We start from the raw sequence: 17,832 nt of genomic DNA, 5'->3' as shown, positions 1-17,832 counted from the left end.
CTGTACATGTAAGTTCTATATAGAACACTCCGTCCCCTGCAGGCCGAAGAGGCTCTAACGGTATTCGCAAAGCATTAGCCCTTCACGGCGCCAATAGTCAGACCTTTGACAAAATACTTCTGGAAGAACGGGTACACCAGCAGGATTGGCCCCATGCCGATGACCGCCATCGCCATCTGCAGCGATTCGTTGGGCAGGTTGCGCAGCAGCTCCGGATTTTGTGCCGCCAGCTCGACGTTGCTCCGGAGGAACTGGACATCGCTGAGCACCCGCATCATCAAGTATTGCAGCGGATATTTGTGTTCGCTGTTGATGAACAGCAGCGCGTTAAACCAGTCGTTCCAATAGTTAATGGTGCTGAACAGTCCCATCGTCGCCAGCACGGGCAGCGATAACGGCAGCACGATCCGGAAGAAAATGCGCAACTCGCCAGCTCCGTCGATCCGGGCGGACTCAATGAGCGCCGGGTGGATGGTCGTCTGGAAGAAGGTCCGCATGATGATGACGTTGAACGGAATGATCAGCAGCGGCAGTAGCAGTGCAATGTATGAATCCCGCAGTCCAAGTAATTGGGTATAGACGAGATAGCGGCTCACGAGTCCGCCATTGAACAGCATGGTGAAGAACAAAAAGAAGGTGAAGAAATTCCGGTACGGATAATCGCTGCGCGAGATCGGATACGCATACAGCGCCATCAAGATGACACTGGCCACAGTGCCCACAATCGTGAGCAGGATACTCACCGTGTAGCCACCCAGAATCATGCCGTAGTCTTTGAAGATGGACGTGTAGGCGATGAGCGAGAACTTCTCGGGAAAGAAGCTGTAGCCTTTGTTCAGGATAGAATCGCCATCGGTAAAGGAAACGATCGTGACCAGCACGACCGGCAACACACAAGCCAGGGACAGCAGGACAAACAGCGTATGAAGGATGGTATTCGGCAGCATCGCAATGCTGTTGTCCCGGCGCGAGACACGGCTACTCATAGGGATCACCTCTTCTGGATATGGACTTGCAGCTGGCAGTTCGGGTCAAAAGAGTGCCTGCTCGCGGTTGATGCGCCGAACCGTCGCGTTGGTGGCCAGCACCATGATGAAGCCGACAACCGCCTGAACGAGCGCCGCAGCGGAGGACATGCCGATGTCATTCATCTTCATGAGCGCCCGGTAGACGTAAGTATCGACCACGTCCGTCACCGGATAGAGCGCGCCGGAGTCCAGCGGCACCTGGTAGAACAAGCCGAAGTCGGCGCTAAAGATACTCCCCATCGAGAGAATGGTCATGATGATGATGACGGGCTGGATGGACGGCAGCGTGATATGCAGCAGCTGCTTCCATTTGGATGCGCCGTCGATGACCGCTGCTTCGTAATACTCCGGATCAATGCCGGCAATCGCCGCAATATAGATGACCGCGCCGATGCCGATGCCTTTCCAGGCGTTGACCAGCACGAGAATGTACGGCCAGAACGATTTTTCGGTATACCAGTACACGGGGTCCTTGCCCAGTCCCTCCAGCACGAACGCATTGATCAGACCATGCTCGGGATGCAGAAAGGCATACACCAGGTAGCTGACGACCACCATGGACAGAAAATGCGGCATAATGATGAAGCTCTGATAGCCCTTCGCCAGCAATCGGCCCCGCAGCTCATTGATCGCCACTGCGATTCCTACCGACAGCAGCAGATTGACGATCATGAACACCAGACTGTAAAGCACCGTGTTGCGCGTGATGCGCCAGAGCGAGCCCGAGGTAAACAGGAAGTTGAAATTGTCGGTGCCGACCCACGGACTCCCCCAGATACCATCAATATAGTTGATGTTCTTGAAGGCAATGAACACGCCGAACATCGGCAGATAGCTGTGCACCAGGATGATCAAAGCCGAGGGCACCAGCATCAAGGTCAAATAACGATATTTCAAAAAAAGTCGCATCACGCAGCCTTCCTTTCCTCTCGACCGGGTATAGTTCAAGTATAGGACCGCCCCCCTCCGATAGCGATGATCTATTCCTGTGCAAGTGTGACGTATAGTGATGGGGTACGACAGCGAGAATTAGGCGGCATCGGGGGCGCCTGCAGAGGAAGAATGGTGCGCTACTGTGGGCACGTGGCGGGGATGCGAGCAATTAGAGGAAGAAAGGTGTGCTACTGTGGGCGCGTGGAGGGAATGTGAGCAAACAGAGGAAGAAAGGTGTGCTGCAGTAGGCGCGTGGAGAGAATGTGAGCAAACAGAGGAAGAAAGGTGTGCTGCAGTAGGCGCGTGGCGGGAGTGCGAGCATTTAGAGGAAGAAAGGTGTGTTATAGCGCGCAAATGTGTGGCAATGGCGCCCCAGCGAGAAAAAGGGAGCTGCCCGCATCGGGCCCGCCCTTCTCTCTCCACATCCATGTCCTGCCGAGCAGCGCCCGCCTGTTCCATAACGCCTCAATCCATGCCGCCTGCAACCGAGGCTACCTCCCACTACTCCCCCCTGCAACCATGCTCGCTCACGACTCCGCCTTCCGCGCCGGGAGACGAACCATGGCCTTCAGCCCCCCGCCCTCGCGGTGGCTGTAGCTCAGGCCGTAGCTCTCGCCGTAATGCAGCTGAATCCGCTGATGCACATTGCGAATGCCATAGCCGCGCTCACTGTCGGAACCGGAGAGAATGGCCGTCAGCCGCTCCAGGTCGACCGGGAGAAAGCCGTTGTCCTCCACTCGCACGCAGAGGTCCTCGCCTTCCAGCGCGACGCGCACCCAGATGCAGCCTTCACCGTCCATATGGCTGACCCCGTGGAAGATCGCGTTCTCCATGAGCGGCTGGAGGATGACCTTGGGCATCTCATAAGCCAGCGTCTCCGCTTCAATATCCCAATACGCCTCGAACGTATCCGGATAACGCTTGGCCTGGAGCCGGCTATACGCCTGCACATGCTCAATCTCTTCAGCGACCGTAATGATGGTCTTGCCCTTGCTGAGTCCGATCCGCAGCAGCTTGGAGAGGTCCTTGACCATCTCGCCGACGTCGGTGTTGCCGCTCTCCAGCGCGTACCAGTAAATCGAATCGAGCGTGTTGTAGAGCAGGTGCGGCGTAATCTGCGAATGTAGCGTTGAGAGTTCGTTTTCTTTTTGCTTGATCTTCATGAGGTAGTTCTCTTCAAAGGTGCTATCCAGCCGCCTCATCATCTTGAGGAACGCCCCATGCAGAATGCCCAGCTCATCCGCGCGGGGCGGCTGCTCCGCGGGCTCCAGCTGCTTGCCCGGCTCGTAAATTTTGGTCCAGGCCACGAGCTGGGACAACGGCTTGACCACCACCCGCAGCAGCACCAGCACGAAGAACAGCACCAGCGCCAGATAGATCGCCGATACCACCATCATCGTCACCTGAAAATTACCCTGACTGCCCGCCAGCGTCTCAACGGGAATCCGGTAGATCAGACTCGTACCGAACAACGAGCTGCGAGAGTACGCATACAGCCACTCGGTGCCGCCCTTGGCATTGAAATAATATCCCTCCTGGCCAGGCGGCAGCGAGGCGGGATCCACGATTGGCGCATCTGCCTCGCCGCTGTGCATCAGTTGCTCGCCCCGCTCGTTATACAGATAAATATTCGCGTGGTCCTGGAGCTTGACCGAGACCAGATCGCGCGTCAGCAGCACCTCCAGCCTCGAGACAACCAGCAGCCCCAGCGTGTCATCGTAAGCATCCGGATTAAGTATGCTGCGCATGTAGCTGACCGTCTCGTTGCCATTGGCATCTGGAACCACGCGCAGCGTGCCCCGTCCGCCCTCCGCCATGACCTCGGACGCCCATTCAGGGACAACCTCCCCTCGCTCATCCATATACTTGAAGCCTCTGGTCTTGTACGACAAATCCATCGGCGGCGGCAGGCCGGAGCGGTTATGCATATAGAGTGTATATTCGGTGCCGTCGCTGGACCAGCGCTCCAGTATCGCATCCGCCTCCAGCATCTGACCGAGCGTCCGGATCCCGGTCCAGAAGGCGTAATTCCGGCTGTCGCTAAAGAAGTAATTGTCCAGCAGCGTCACCGTCTTGTCGTTGACCAGAGAGAGCGTCTTCTCCAGCGTCAGATGATTCTGCCGCACTAGCTGCTGGGTTGTCCGGCCAAGCTCATCCTTCATGGCGTTCGAGGCGGTATAAGCCGAAATCCAGCCGACGATCAGGAACGGCCCCACAATGAACAGCAGAAACGCCAGCGTCACTTTGTACTTGAGCCTCAGTCCGCTCCCCTCCGTTCCTCCTTGCGGAAATCGGCGGGACTGAGACCAGCATAGCGCTTGAACATCCGGCTAAAATGCTCCGGCGATTCATAGCCGACCTCATAGGCGATCTCATACCGCTTCTTGTCGGTGCCCGTCAGCAGCCGGCGGGCCTCCTCAATCCGTTGCTCCGTCACATAATCCCAGACGTTCTTGCCGGTCTCCCGTTTGAAAAGCGCGCTTAAGTACGCCGTGCTGAAATGCACTTCACTGGCGATGTCCTGAATCTTCAGCGCAGGATTGCGGAAGTGCTGGCGGATGTAGCCCGTAATGCGGGAGAGGATCGTCTGATCCCGCTCCTTGGCGAGCATGCGGGCCATCTCTGTTGCTTCACGAATGTACTCCGGCAACCGACCCAGCCGATCGCGGCCCTCCGACGAGCGGAAATAGACCGACGGATCGAAACGCTGCAGCGACAAGCCTCCGTCCAGCCCATTCTCCAGCAGCCAGCCATACAGACGGTAGACCAGCATACCGAAGCAGCTGTTGAACAGCTCCTCCGCCGGCAGTTGCTCAGCAAGCGTTGAGAGAAGCGGCGAAGGATCGGCGGCTTCCCCTGTCCCTAGTCCGGTCTTGAGTGCCTCCATGAAATCCCCTACCTGGACGATCCAGGCCGAGATGCCACTGTTCTCCCGCTCCAGCACATCCTCGTAATAGAATACCTTTTGACCCGGGTGCAGGCGCCACCACTCGACAGCGGCATTGGCCTCTTCCAGGAGCTTGGGCAGCATGGGCAAGTCGCGGTGCAGTGTGCTGATGCCGACAATGGCTTCAATATTGAGATACTGCTTCATATTCATCATAATCATCTGTCCAATCAGATGCAGCTGCGACTGCGTATCGAGCCGTTGTCCGGAGACCGTCTGGTCGCTGAGGCGGATCAAGCCAATGAGCGTATTGCCGAGACCGCTCAAGGTTAGCCCCTGCCATTCATACAGACTTTCCTCTACAATATTCATGGCGGCATACTTGAACAGCTTGCGGTCCGCCAGCGAGATGCCACGGCTGCTGAAGCCGGCGTGACTCAGATCAAGTCGGACGGAGACAATGCCGAACGGCTCTCCCTCCAATAATCGACTCAGCTCACTTGTCAGCTCCTCGTAATCCCGCCCGCTCACATGCTGCTCCGTCATCAGCTCCAACAGCCATTCATGATGCCGATCGCGCCGGGGCGCTTCGCCAGCTCGTCTGGTCAGCTCCAGCGAACGGCTTCCGGCCTCTCCCCGCTCCTGCAGCACCTGGCCCACGACACGTAGCATCTCCTCCAGCTCTACCGGCTTGACCAGATAGTCCCGAGCCCCCAGTTGAATCGACTTCTTGGCAAAATCAAACTTCTCATGCGCTGAAATCACGATGATAGGCAGCTGCGGCTGCTCGAGATAGATCGTCTCCATTAGCTCAAGCCCGTTCATCCGGCTCATCTGGATATCTGTCAGCAGCAGATCGTACGTGTCCATGCGCAAATAATCGATGGCTTCAAATCCGTTGCACGCGGTCTCGACATGGCTAATCTGCAGGCTCGATTCCAGAAGCACCTTTTTGATACCCATACTAACGCGGGGCTCATCATCGACGACCAGAATTTTATACATAGCCAGCCTCCGTTACCCAAATAAATTAACCGCTTACATATCCATCCTCTGTGAAGTGCACGAACTTCACCGGTCCGGTCGGTTTCATAGCTTCAGTATACTACACTGGCCATAAGCCAGGATGATGTTTTCTGCGACGATTGTGATGTATTGCCAAGGTAACGAGAATACATCACAGATTGCTCGGGATAGATCATCGCCGCGCCTCAGACGATCCTCTATGATCAGTTTTGTAAGCGAATACAAATTGTGAAGGAGGATCTTTATGCTGTCATGTGTTTCCGGATGGACAAGTGTCAGGCGGATGCTCTGCGCAGGACTCAGTGCTCTGCTGCTTCTGCAGGTGCTTGCCATCTCCCCTGTGCCCGTCGCTGCGGCCGCGCCCCCCTTGCCTGGACCAGGCACACCGCTGATCTATGATGATTTCGGGGGCGGCGGTGTATTCAAGCAAAACTGGATGAACTGGTTCAATCAGGCCGGCGGCACCGGCGCATTCTCGCGAACAACGGCAGATGGACGCAGCGTAGGCGTGTTCAGTCAGACGCCCGCTACCGCCTCGTCATGGGCCAAGTTCCAACCGTGGAATGAGCAGGTTGATCTCTCGGGTTACCGCTATGTCAACATCACATTGAGCAATCCCGATTACCCGGATGCCCGGTTGCGAGTTGCGGTACAGGACGGGACCCGCAGCGTCAACTTGACGGATGGCTGGGTTGCTGTAGACGAGGACTGGACCACCCTGACCCTGGACCTCGATACCCTCTCTCCCGCACTCGACAAGAAGAAAATCCGCTTCGAGATTTGGCTGCGCCAAACCGGCGGCGCATACGGCGAGATTCTCGTCGACGAGCTTACCGCAACTACCGCGCAGAGCGGCTCAGCGCCCGTCCTCTCGGATTACGGCGTCACCGCAAACACCAGCGGCGCCTACACGCAGAATACGAACTTCTCCTTCCATGCTACCTATACCGACGCAGACAATGAACCTCCTTATGCCATACAAGTCGTTATTAATGACACTCCCTATCCCATGAGAGAAGCGGACCCTGGTGATCTGGACTATACCGATGGCAAAGCTTACACCTACACCACGCAGCTGCCGCCTGGCGGACATGCGTACTACTTCCGCACCACCGACACCACTTCAGATGGCGATCAGACAACGATACAGCCAGGTCTCACCGTTATTCACGCCGAGCAGACCATTGATGTCGTCGTCAGTCAGGCCGGCTACAACGCCGGCGACCTGAAGACCGCCCAAGTGATCGCGTCCCAGCCGCTCACCGATGAGAGCTATGAGGTGCGCAGCGGCGGCACGGCCGTCCATACCGGTACCTTGAATTATCAGGGCATCGTCTGGGACAAGCATGTCTACACTGCCGACTTCTCGGCGCTTTCCTCCGCGAGCGGCAGCTTCACAGTGGTCAGCAATGGCATCTCCTCGTATGCCTTTCCCATCCAGAGCAATGTATGGGACAACTACCGCGACGAGATGACAGCCTTCTACCGTCTGTTGCGCTCCGGTGTCGCTACGGAGGATGCTTATCCGGCAGGCTACAGCACGGCAGCCCCCTCAGCCAAGCTGTACCACCCGGCCGGTCATCTGGATGACGCGGCTTCTACCGACGGATCTCAGCATTACGATCTGACTGGCAGCTGGTACGATGCAGGCGACTATGGCAAATACGGCGGCAATCAATGGGTCGGGGCCCAGATTGCACTGGCCTACATTAGGCATGCCGGTGATGCGGCTGTCAGCTACGACCTGGATGGCAACGGCATCCCGGATCTGATCGACGAGGCGGTCTTCGGCAGCGAATACCTGATCAAGTTCGCCGATCAGCTGGACGGTGCAATGTTCAATCTTCGCAACAATGCCAGCTTCGTACATCCGCACAAAGCGACCGACAACATCCCCGGTACCGCCGACGACCGGCGGCTGACCGATCCCGGCGTCGGCGGCTCGGCCAAATCCTCTGGCACGCTCGCCGCAACCGCACGGGCGATCCGGATCGCCATTGTCAATGGCGACATTCCTGCCAGCTTGGCAACGGAGATGGAGGCTTTTGCCCAAGCAAGTGAGGAAGCAGCGCTTGTATTCTATGATTATGTGCTGGCCAATCCAACCGCCCCCATCGGCAGCTACAGCACGCAGGGCGGTATTGCGAACTCTCGGCTGCTCGCCGAGGTCCAGCTCTACCTGCTCACCGGTGACACGGATTACCGGGACGCCGCCTCTACCCAGATTAATAGTCTGACGCTGGCGGATCTGGCATCCACAAACTACTGGGATATGCGACCGATGTCGATGGCCGAGCTCTATCCCCAAGCCGATAGTACCACCCAAGCCCATATTCAGGATTTGCTGAGACAGCAGGTGGACTATTTCCTTTCGCTGGCCGACGATACGCCCTATGGCGTACTGAACCGTTTTGGCAACTTCGGGGTTAACGAGCCCCATGTTTCGTACCTCGGTGATCTGATGCGCTACTATGAGCTGTTCGGGGACGAGACCGTGCTAGAAGCCATTCATCGCGGATTGTATTGGATATTCGGCCAAAATCCGTGGAATATCAGTTGGGTGTCCGGCATCGGAACCGACTACACCCGCTTCCTGCATACGCGTTATGATGAAGAGGCCAACACCGCCGGTGGCCAGGGCATCGTGCTTCCGGGCGCCATGGTCAGCGGTCCCAATATGAAGGATCCGGCGAACCGGCAAAGTGTCAGTCCTTGGTATGAAGACCGTTCGATGTACGCCGACAGTATTAACCAATGGCGTTACAACGAGTTTAGCATCAGTATTCAAGCCGGCTTGCTGTATACCATCATGGCATTGAGCGCAGCCGACACCTCGACCTCAACACCTGGCACGCCGCCGACCGCGCTGCCGATTCTCACGCCGGGCTTCGGCGACTATGTGCGGGGGCAAGTTACTGTACAGGTGCCTGTTGTCGCCGGATTAAGCGATTATGCTTTCTTTACGCCAGGAGCGGCTTATACCCCCATGACACTGGAGGGTGACGTCTATACCGCGGTTGTCGACGAATCAGCGACTGCCGCATACACCAACAAACGTGTCGAGGTACGGGCCCGGGATAGCGCAGGCCGCTATACCTATAGCTCCGTGCAGTATACCGTCGCACCGCCGCTGCCAGGACCCTCCTCGCCTCTTGTCTATGACGACATGGGCGGCGGTGGCTGGTGGGGCACCGTTGGCGGCAACAATCAGTGGGTCAACTGGTATACGCAAAATGGCGGCAGTGCCACGTTTGCCAAGGAGACGGTTGACGGTCGTACCGTGGGGCGCTTCACGCAAACACCGGGCTCCGCAACCTCGAATGCAAAGTTTCAACCGTGGCATGACACCGCCGACTTCTCGGGCTACCGCTATATCCGTCTCACCGCCAAAAACCCGGGCTACTCCGACCTGCGCATGCGTGTCGAGCTATCGGATGGCACCCGCACGCACAACCTGACCGGCGGTTGGGTACCAGTGCCCGACACCTGGACGGACCTGCAGTTTGATCTGAATGCATTGGCGCATCCGGTCAACAAGAAGACCTCCAAGCTGTCCGTGTGGCTGAACCAGTCAACCGGAACGTATGGCGAGCTGCTCATTGATGACATTCGGGCAGTCAACGCAGCCAGCGGAAGCGCGCCTGTGCTGTCCGATGGCACGGTAACGCCAGCCACCGGTGATGCAGAAACGGACTATACCTTCGCTGTGACGTACACGGATGCTGACAATGAAGCCCCCTATGCGGTTGAATTGAATGTGGGCGGCGTCTTGCATCGGATGAGTGCTGCCGATCCAGGTGATACGAATTATGCCGATGGCAAGAGCTATGCCCTGACGACAAAACTGCCGCAAGGCATGCATACGTACACCTTCCAGACCACAGATACCACCTCGGATGCTGTCGCTACCCTACCGGCCAGCCTGACGGTCAGCGCTGACGGAGATGGCGAGCCTGAACCGGAGCCTGGGACAGTCGTGCTATTCGCTGATGACTTCAGCGCTGGCGACGGTGCCTGGACAACAACCAGCGGCACCTGGAGCATCCAGGACGGCGCCTATGCGGGCCAGGCTGGCAGCGGCATCTCACTGGCTCTCGCAGGGGATGGCACGTGGAGCGACTACACCTACGAAGCCCGCGTCAGCATTACCAATAATGCCGGTGGCAACAAGGACGCGGGACTGGTCTTCCGTCACACCGATGCGGACAACGGGTACATTCTTTACCTCAAAAACAATGATCGCAGCGGCCGCAAGCTGGAGCTGGTGCGCAACGTTGGCGGGGTCCGGACGACCCTTGCTTATGCGAACCCGAGCATTGCTGGGGACACCTTCTATGCGTACAAAATCGTGGTCGAGGGCGACTCCATTGAGGTGTACCAGGATGACGTGCTGCAGGTAAGCGCTACGGACAGCACCCATGCCACCGGCTCCATCGGTCTTCGGGTCTACGCCAATACCAAAGCGTTTTTCGATGATATCGTGGTCACGGAATTAAACAGCTAAAGTAAGAGGCCCTGCAGCGGATAGTCTCCTCCACTGCAGGGCCTGCTCTTATTCTTATCTATTAGTCTGAGGTGTGCGGCCGCTGCGGTTCTCCGCATCGGCTGTCCCTCTTTTGTCTGCTCGGGACTTGCCTTGCTGCGGCGAATGCGCCGCCTGCTTGCGCTGTGCCTCCCTCGCAAGCGAGTCGTAATACGACTCGAGATCATCATGATGCGTGCGCTTGTCAAGCGGAACCCGGGTCCTGTAAGCCGATCGTGCGATCATCAGGGCAGCGACGGGCGTCGTCAATGCCACGAATATAATAACGAGCAGCAGCTTCCAGACGGCCCAGCCATGGCTGTAGGCAAAGTAAATAAATGACGCTCCCATTAGAAAGACAACGGCGGTAACTGAGCTCTTGCCGGTCGCATGCAGCCGGGAATAGACATCCGGCAGCCGAATCAGGCCAATCGCAGCCACGATGCTGAACAAGCCGCCGATCACAGCCAGTACGGCAATCAACCATTCAGTCGCGCTCAAACAAATCCCCCCTCTCCAGGAAGATCGCCAGCGCCGCCGATCCGGCAAAAGCCAGCAAGCCGACGACCAGAATAATCTCGGTGTAAGCCGTTGTGTCCTGGATGATCATAAGAATTCCTATAAAGCCAATCAATAGCATGCCCAGCGTATCCAGCGCAGCCACACGATCAGGCAGCGTAGGTCCGGCAAAAACACGGTAACAGCACAGCAGCGCCGACAGCACAATCATCATGAGCACACCTGTCAGAATGGTGTTAAGCATGGCCTCGCGTCACCTCCAGGATCCGCTTCTCGAACGTATCTTTCACTTCCATAATGGCAGCTTGCCGGTGACGAACATCCAGATAATGCACGAATATCCGGTCGCCTTCCCGTGAGAACTCCATGGACAGTGAGCCTGGCGTCAGCGTGATGCATGCCGCGAACAGCGCACGCTCCAGCGAAGACTTCAGACGCGTCGGCACCTCCAGAATGGCAGGCTCAATGTTCAGATTCGGGCGCAGCACGATTTTCATCACGACCCAGTTAGCAACTGCCATCTCGCGAATCAAGACCACCAGCAGCAGCCAGGCTGCCCAGACGCGGCGAAGATACAGCTTGTGCCCGCGCCATCTTACCACCACCATGACCACCAGCAAGCCTGCCAGATACCCCATCAGGGCGCTACCTGTGCCAAAGCTGTTGCTGAGCAGCATCCACGCGGCGGTGATACCCAGGTTCAATACAATCTGATACAGCATGGGCCTCTACTCCTTTAACACAGTTTGGATGTAGCCTGCAGGATTAAGCAGCTCCTCGGCGACGGTCTCGGCATAGGTGAAGAACGGCTGAGCGCCAAAGCCCAGAGCAATCGTCAGGATCACCAGCACGCTTGCCGGAGCCAGCAGCTTGCCCACCCGCACCTGGGCCTGATCTCCCGTATGCTTCTGCTGACCCCAGAAGGCGTACATGAAGATTTTCATCATGGAGATGAGCGTCAGTAAACCGACGACCAGTGCGACAATCGCAATGACATAGCTCTGCTCCTGGAACGCTGCAACGATTAGCGGGAACTTGCCGAAGAAGCCGCTCAGCGGCGGAATGCCAGCAATGGACAGGGCCAGAATCAGGAAGAACCAGGCCATGTAGGGATGCGTCCGCAGCAGCCCGCCCATCTTTTTCAGATCCGTCGTTCCTGTCACCTTCTGAGCCGCTCCGGCCATCAGCAGCAGTCCTGTCTTGATGATAATATGATGGGCCATATAATAGATGGCCCCGGCCAGCGCCAGCTTGGTGAATAGCCCCAGGCCCATAATCATGTAGCCCAACTGACTGATAATGTGGTAGGCCAGGATTTTTTTGAAATCGTATTTGGACACCGCACCCAAAACCCCGAGCAGCATCGTCAACCCGGCTGCCGCCGCAATCAGAATATGATGGGTAAACGCAATATCGTGATTGAAGATCAGCGTAAATACGCGAATCATGGCATACACGCCAACCTTGGTCAGAAGCCCACCGAAGAGGGCTGTAATAACCGCCGGAGGTCCATAATAGGAGCGCGGCAGCCAGAAATATAACGGAAACAATGCTCCCTTGATCCCGAAGACGAGAAAGAACAGGATCGCGATGACCTGCAGAATGCCTGTCTGCTCCAGCTCCCCTACCCGCTGGGCCAGATGGGCCATATTCACCGTACCGGCGACGCTGTACAGATAGGCAATGGCGACCAGAAAGAGCAAGGAAGAGAACACATTAATGACCGCATATTTCATCGTCTCCCGAAGCTGATACTTGGTTCCCCCAATCACCATGAGCGCGTAGGAGGCCAGCAGCATCACCTCGAAGAAGACGAAGAGGTTAAACAGGTCACCTGTTAAGAACGAACCGTTCACCCCGGTAATAAGAAAGAAATAGAACGGATAATAATAATGGCGCTCCCGCTCGGTATGAATCGTTGCGAATGAATAAAACAGACAGACCAGTCCCACGATACAGGTTAGTACAACCATCATGGCCGCGAGATTGTCAGCAGCTAGGACAATGCCGAAGGGAGCCTGCCAGCCGCCCACAGCCAAGGTTTTCATACCGTTCTGGTAGATGTCTGCAGCCAAGTATAAAGAGAAGCCCGTTAATATGATCATCATCAGGCCTGCCACTATTCGCTGCAGCATCGGTCTTTTGACAAACAAAATCAGTACAGCACCTGTAATAAAGGGAAGCAGCACCGGCAGCATGATACTATTACTCATTTGGTTCCCCCCTCAGCTGCTCCAGATCTTCTGTGTCATGAGCTTTGTACGTTCGGTAGGCCAGCACGATCAGGAACGCCGTCAGACCGAAGCTGATGACAATGGCCGTCAGAATCAGCGCCTGCGGCAGCGGATCGGTCGCGCCTGTGCCACTCTCGTCCAGCAGGGGCGGCGCCCCTTCGCGAAGCCCGGACATCGTCAGAATGAGCAGATGGACGCCATGCGATAGCAGCATTAGCGATGCCACCACCTTCAACAAGCTTCGGGAGAGGAGCAAATAGGTGCCGACTCCGAACAAGACAGCAATAACGATCAACATCAGCAGTTCCATTAGTCCTCATCCTCCGATATCGTGACGATCGCCGCCATCGTCGCGCCGACGACAACCAGATACACGCCAAAGTCAAATGGGACTGCAGTTGTCAGCTCAATCTCCCCCACCAGCGGCAGCGTCACATAGTCAAAGTACTGGGTAAAAAACGCGTCGCCGGCGAGCAATCCGATCATACCGACAACGACAGCCACAAGCAGGCCAAGCGAAATGACAACAGGATAGGATAGACGCATGACGCGGCCCGCTTCTTTTGCGCCAAAAAACATATACATCAGGACGATCGCACTGGCGGTCATAAGCCCGCCGATGAAGCCCCCGCCCGGCCGGTTATGACCGGCGAAGAAGAGATACCAGGAAAACGCCAGCAGCAGACAGATGACTACGGTAATCCAGACCCGCTGCATTACATCATGTTCACGGGTGAACCTCATACGTCCTCTCCCCCTTTGAACCGGTGCTTCACCAGCATGATAATGGCAAGGCCAACGATGCCCAGGACGAGCACTTCCAGCAGCGTATCCAGGGCGCGGAAGTCGACCAGGATGACGTTAACCATATTTTTGCCGCCACCCAGCTCGTACGTGTTCTCTTTAAAAAAGTCTGAAATCGAGGCGAAGCCTGTCTCATTCCGGAAATGGAAGGCACTGACGCCGACAAGAAACACACCGATAGCTACCGCGCTGGAAATCACGAGCTTCACAATCCGGCTGAACACCGGAATTCGCTCGGGTGTGATCTCTGGCAAGCGCCGGAAAGCGAGCAGCAGCAGGATGACCGTCACGGTCTCGACCAGCAGCTGGGTAAGCGCCAAATCCTGACCGCTGAAGATGGTAAACAGCAGCGACACCATTAAGCCGATTACACCAAGCACAATGATGAACGAAATGCGGTCCTTGATACGCAGCAGCGCTACGGTTGCCAGAATCATCAGGAAGGCTACGCCATACAGATAAAGCGGCGCATCACCTGCTATGGCCGAAGGCGCCACGAGAGAGTCGGAACGGAAGAACACATACGTGGCCAATCCGATCATGAAAATAAGCATGTACGCCAGATAATCCCGGAGTCTGCCGGTCATCTGGATTCCAGTCACTTTCTCCGATCCAACAGCTAGTGCATCCAGTCCGCCGTCATAGAGTTTATTAAGCGGATCGCGCTCACGGCTGAAGAACCACCATCCGGACACCCCTGGCAGACTTCTGTACAAGAGCACCCCGAAGACGATTACGCCAATGGACATCCATAGTTCCATGTTGAAGCCGTGCCATAAATATAGCCGGAAGGAATACAGCTCTGGATCCAGGGCCGGCAGAATCGAAGCCACCGCCGGTTCAATCAGGCTTGGCACCATCAGGTTCGGGAACAAGCCAAGTAGCAGGACCAGTGAGCCAAGGATAATTGGAGAGATCAACAGGCCGATCGGTGCCTCGTGCACTTCCTGATCAAAATTGAAACGCTTGAACTCGCCGGTGAATGTCCGGAACAGCATCAGCGCACAGTATCCGAATGTAAAAATACTGGCCAGCCAACCGATCACGGGCACCCAGAGCATCGCTGAACCCCAAGAGAGCTCTTGCAACGAGATCATTGCGGTAAAGAACATTTCTTTACTAATAAAGCCGTTAAAAGGCGGCAAACCCGCCATTGCAGCCAGTCCGAACAAAGCCACGGTAAAGGCAATCGGCATGACTGTCATCAGGCCGCCGAGCCGCCGGATATCCCGTGTGCCCGTCTCATGGTCAATAATCCCGACAATCATAAACAGACTGCCCTTGAAGGTAGCATGGTTGACGAGATGCACCATCGCCGTCGTTATGGCAGCGGCATACACACTCTCCATGGCGTCTCCCCCCACGAACATCGCCGCAGAACCAATGCCAAGCAGCATCATCAGCAAGCCTAGCTGACTGATCGTGGAGAAGGCTAGAATCCCCTTAAGATCATGCTGCCTGATTGCCGAGACGGAGCCCCAGCACATGGTAACAAGTCCGGTCAGCAGCAGGATCCAGAACCAGGCCTCCGACGCCCCGAAGACGGGGATCATGCGGGCCACTAGGTAAATGCCGGCTTTGACCATCGTAGCCGAGTGTAGATATGCACTGACTGGCGTCGGGGCTTCCATTGCGTCCGGCAGCCAGATATGGAACGGGAACTGCGCCGATTTGGTGAACGCACCGAGCAGTACGAGTACCATGGCAGGATAGAACAACGGACTACCCAGCAGGCTGTCTGCCTGGGCAATCAGCCCCTGGATGCTGAAGGTCCCAGCTTCGATGTACAGCAGGATGAAACCCGCCATCATGGCGAAGCCGCCGAATACGGTAATGAGCATCGACTTGCGAGCACCGTAGATGGAACGGTCGCGATCATACCAGAAGGCGACCAGCAGAGATGAACTCAGGGAGGTCAGCTCCCAGAAGATATAGAGAATAATCAGATTATCCGAGAGCACGATACCAAGCATCGCACCCATGAACATGAGCAGATAAAAATAAAAATGATGCAGCTGTTCCTTGCGTTTATCCAAATAAAAAATCGAATACAGAACAACCAATGTGCCTACGCCTGTAATGAGAAGGGCAAACAGCAGACCGAGCCCATCCACATAAATATCAAAGGAGATGCCCAGGGAAGGCACCCACGACATCTCGCGGGAAATCGACTCTCCCCGTCCAATCGCAGGCAAGTAAGTCGCAAAATACGCAAATAGCGCAGCCGGGACCAGCAGCAAGCCCCAGCCAATCTGTCTCGCACGTGTCCATCTGAACAGCACAGGGAGCAAGAGTGCGATGAAAAAAGGCGCTAAAATGGCTAAGTACAGCACAGATGAAACTCCCCCTTATTCCAAAATAAATGGTACGAAAGCAGCCTCCTTCCTCATATAGGAATATCCGATAGAATACCCCTATTTCTCTAAAAAAACACAAAAAGAGCCCGCTGTTGGCAGGCTCCTCCGGTCATGCAATTATGCAGTTTGTTTTTTGCTCATTTCTTAATGATACACGCTGGAGCGATTGATGTAAAGAGTAAAACCTCATCCCACGCTGGAATGTCTCCGATATCCATTGACATTTGTAACTCATTTCGTTACAGTTGCTTAATGCGTTGTTCTTATATATAGAGTTTTAAGTGGAAGGATTGCTGCACCTCATGACCAAAAATCCACATCCGATCCGGTTTGCCCTGCTGCTCGGCATGATGTCCGCGCTCGGGCCGCTTACGATTGATATGTATCTGCCCGCCTTTCCGGCTCTGGCCACAGACTATGACACCAGCGCCTCGCTGGTTCAGTTCAGCTTGACGGCCTGCTTGCTCGGACTTGGCGTGGGCCAATTGTTTACCGGACCGCTCAGCGATGTGAAGGGCCGACGCAAGCCGGTACTCCTCTTTATTTTCTTCTATATGCTGGCATCCGTCGCCTGCGCCTTCGCGCCGACGATTGAATGGTTTATCGCTGGCCGCTTCCTGCAGGGACTCGCGGCATCTGCTGGTATCGTGATCTCACGGGCAATCGTGCGTGACGTCTATCACGGCAAAGAGCTAACCACCTATTTCTCGCTGCTCGTGCTCGTCGGCAATTTGGTGCCGATTCTGGCGCCGATGTTCGGCAGCGGGGTGCTGCTCTACACTGACTGGCAGGGCATCTTCCTGGTGCTCAGCGTGCTGGCCCTGTTGCTCCTGATCGTCGTGACCTTGCGCCTGGAGGAGACGCTGCCGCAGGAACGCCGTGTACCAGCCAATCTCGGGCAGACGTTCCGCAACTTCGGCGACCTGCTGCGGGACCGGGAGTTTGCCGGGTACGCCCTGACCCAGGGCCTGATGATTGCCGGGGTATTCGCCTATGTGGCAGGTACGCCATTTGTCTATCAATCGATCTATGGCGCCTCGCCGCAGTTGTTCAGCATTCTGTTCGGCATGAATGGCATCGGGCTCATCATCGGCAGCCAGATGGTCGGCCGGCTGGCTCACCGTATCTCAGAGCTGACCTTCATGAAGACCGGCTTGATGATAGCCGGCGTCTCCAGCGGCTTGATGCTGGTAGCCGTGCTGCTGCACGGTCCATTGTTCATGATTGTCGTGCCGATGTTCTTCTTCGTCGGCTCCATCGGCATGGTGGCCACTTCTTCCTTCGCCTTGGCGATGGCTACCAAAAGCCACGTTGCTGGCAGCGCGTCGGCCCTGCTCGGCCTGCTCCCGTTCGCCCTCGGTTCGGTGGTCTCACCGCTGGTCGGTATCGCTGGCGAGTCAACGGCAGTGCCCATGGGCGCGGTCATCTTCGGCACCAGTCTACTGGCGCTATTCGCCTTCTATGGACTGGCAAGACCGGGTTCCCGCTCCATCTCTGCGGACTAATTGCTCCTGAAATAACG

Annotated in this window: 13 protein-coding genes; 2 read left to right on the top strand and 11 right to left on the bottom strand. The window is 56.3% G+C overall.

From position 1 onward, the window contains the following. Positions 1 to 74 precede the first annotated feature (74 nt). The 4 genes from F556_RS0125520 to F556_RS0125500 all read right to left on the bottom strand — a co-directional run bounded on the left by F556_RS0125520 (position 75) and on the right by F556_RS0125500 (position 5,853). Entirely contained in the window at positions 75 to 986 is a 912-nt protein-coding gene (locus tag F556_RS0125520) for a carbohydrate ABC transporter permease (protein WP_020619849.1), read from the bottom strand. Between the two features lie 45 nt (positions 987 to 1,031). Then, a complete protein-coding gene (locus F556_RS0125515) occupies positions 1,032 to 1,937 on the bottom strand; it encodes an ABC transporter permease (protein ID WP_020619848.1) in 906 nt (301 codons plus the stop codon). Positions 1,938 to 2,488: 551 nt separating this feature from the next. Next, positions 2,489 to 4,204, bottom strand: a complete 1,716-nt coding sequence (locus F556_RS0125505) for a sensor histidine kinase (protein ID WP_020619846.1) — start codon at positions 4,202 to 4,204, stop codon at positions 2,489 to 2,491. 14 nt (positions 4,205 to 4,218) lie between these two features. Next, positions 4,219 to 5,853 (bottom strand): response regulator transcription factor, encoded by a 1,635-nt coding sequence (locus F556_RS0125500; protein WP_020619845.1) that lies wholly within the window; start codon positions 5,851 to 5,853, stop codon positions 4,219 to 4,221. A gap of 265 nt (positions 5,854 to 6,118) precedes the next feature. On the opposite strand from F556_RS0125500, the gene F556_RS0125495 reads away from it, so the two are divergent. Then, positions 6,119 to 10,378: a glycoside hydrolase family 9 protein gene (locus F556_RS0125495; RefSeq protein ID WP_020619844.1), complete on the top strand. Its 4,260-nt coding sequence runs from the start codon at positions 6,119 to 6,121 to the stop codon at positions 10,376 to 10,378. Positions 10,379 to 10,432: 54 nt separating this feature from the next. Here F556_RS0125495 and mnhG read toward each other — a convergent pair whose 3' ends face one another. From mnhG to F556_RS0125460, 7 genes are read right to left on the bottom strand one after another with little or no spacing between them, the layout of a single operon-like run. Next, positions 10,433 to 10,897: a monovalent cation/H(+) antiporter subunit G gene (mnhG, locus tag F556_RS35180; RefSeq protein WP_020619843.1), complete on the bottom strand. Its 465-nt coding sequence runs from the start codon at positions 10,895 to 10,897 to the stop codon at positions 10,433 to 10,435. Continuing rightward, positions 10,884 to 11,159 (bottom strand): Na(+)/H(+) antiporter subunit F1, encoded by a 276-nt coding sequence (locus F556_RS0125485; RefSeq protein ID WP_020619842.1) that lies wholly within the window; start codon positions 11,157 to 11,159, stop codon positions 10,884 to 10,886. Before F556_RS0125485 ends, mnhG begins: the two co-directional genes overlap by 14 nt. Beyond that, positions 11,152 to 11,637 carry a Na+/H+ antiporter subunit E gene (locus F556_RS0125480; protein ID WP_020619841.1) on the bottom strand — a complete coding sequence of 162 codons (486 nt, stop codon included), beginning with the start codon at positions 11,635 to 11,637 and terminating at the stop codon, positions 11,152 to 11,154. The genes F556_RS0125485 and F556_RS0125480 overlap by 8 nt, the downstream gene beginning before the upstream one ends. 6 nt (positions 11,638 to 11,643) lie before the next feature. Beyond that, on the bottom strand, positions 11,644 to 13,128 hold the full coding sequence (locus F556_RS0125475; RefSeq protein WP_020619840.1) for a Na+/H+ antiporter subunit D: 1,485 nt from the start codon (positions 13,126 to 13,128) through the stop codon (positions 11,644 to 11,646). Continuing rightward, positions 13,121 to 13,459, bottom strand: coding sequence for a Na(+)/H(+) antiporter subunit C (locus tag F556_RS0125470; RefSeq protein WP_020619839.1), 339 nt, complete (start codon positions 13,457 to 13,459; stop codon positions 13,121 to 13,123). Before F556_RS0125470 ends, F556_RS0125475 begins: the two co-directional genes overlap by 8 nt. Continuing rightward, positions 13,459 to 13,893: a Na(+)/H(+) antiporter subunit B gene (locus F556_RS0125465; protein ID WP_020619838.1), complete on the bottom strand. Its 435-nt coding sequence runs from the start codon at positions 13,891 to 13,893 to the stop codon at positions 13,459 to 13,461. Before F556_RS0125465 ends, F556_RS0125470 begins: the two co-directional genes overlap by 1 nt. Next, complete coding sequence (locus F556_RS0125460; RefSeq protein WP_020619837.1) at positions 13,890 to 16,286, bottom strand: Na+/H+ antiporter subunit A; 2,397 nt, start codon at positions 16,284 to 16,286, stop codon at positions 13,890 to 13,892. Before F556_RS0125460 ends, F556_RS0125465 begins: the two co-directional genes overlap by 4 nt. Before the next feature lie 326 nt (positions 16,287 to 16,612). Here F556_RS0125460 and F556_RS0125455 point away from each other — a divergent pair, with 326 nt between their 5' ends. After that, positions 16,613 to 17,815 (top strand): Bcr/CflA family multidrug efflux MFS transporter, encoded by a 1,203-nt coding sequence (locus F556_RS0125455; protein WP_020619836.1) that lies wholly within the window; start codon positions 16,613 to 16,615, stop codon positions 17,813 to 17,815. The last annotated feature ends 17 nt before the right edge of the window (positions 17,816 to 17,832 follow it).

Origin of the sequence: Paenibacillus daejeonensis DSM 15491, assembly GCF_000378385.1 — a bacterium.
GTDB lineage: Bacteria > Bacillota > Bacilli > Paenibacillales > Paenibacillaceae > Paenibacillus_D > Paenibacillus_D daejeonensis.
This window is presented reverse-complemented; position numbering and strand designations above follow the sequence as displayed.

What these genes read in the sequence shown, in the direction of transcription:
- F556_RS0125515 (WP_020619848.1), bottom strand. Translation starts at nt 1,937, where the DNA reads ATGCGACTTTTTTTGAAATATCGTTATTTGACCTTGATGCTGGTGCCC.
- F556_RS0125485 (WP_020619842.1), bottom strand. Translation starts at nt 11,159, where the DNA reads ATGCTTAACACCATTCTGACAGGTGTGCTCATGATGATTGTGCTGTCG.
- F556_RS0125500 (WP_020619845.1), bottom strand. Translation starts at nt 5,853, where the DNA reads ATGTATAAAATTCTGGTCGTCGATGATGAGCCCCGCGTTAGTATGGGT.
- F556_RS0125520 (WP_020619849.1), bottom strand. Translation starts at nt 986, where the DNA reads ATGAGTAGCCGTGTCTCGCGCCGGGACAACAGCATTGCGATGCTGCCG.
- F556_RS0125495 (WP_020619844.1), top strand. Translation starts at nt 6,119, where the DNA reads ATGCTGTCATGTGTTTCCGGATGGACAAGTGTCAGGCGGATGCTCTGC.
- F556_RS0125475 (WP_020619840.1), bottom strand. Translation starts at nt 13,128, where the DNA reads ATGAGTAATAGTATCATGCTGCCGGTGCTGCTTCCCTTTATTACAGGT.
- F556_RS0125480 (WP_020619841.1), bottom strand. Translation starts at nt 11,637, where the DNA reads ATGCTGTATCAGATTGTATTGAACCTGGGTATCACCGCCGCGTGGATG.
- F556_RS0125465 (WP_020619838.1), bottom strand. Translation starts at nt 13,893, where the DNA reads ATGAGGTTCACCCGTGAACATGATGTAATGCAGCGGGTCTGGATTACC.
- F556_RS0125455 (WP_020619836.1), top strand. Translation starts at nt 16,613, where the DNA reads ATGACCAAAAATCCACATCCGATCCGGTTTGCCCTGCTGCTCGGCATG.
- F556_RS0125470 (WP_020619839.1), bottom strand. Translation starts at nt 13,459, where the DNA reads ATGGAACTGCTGATGTTGATCGTTATTGCTGTCTTGTTCGGAGTCGGC.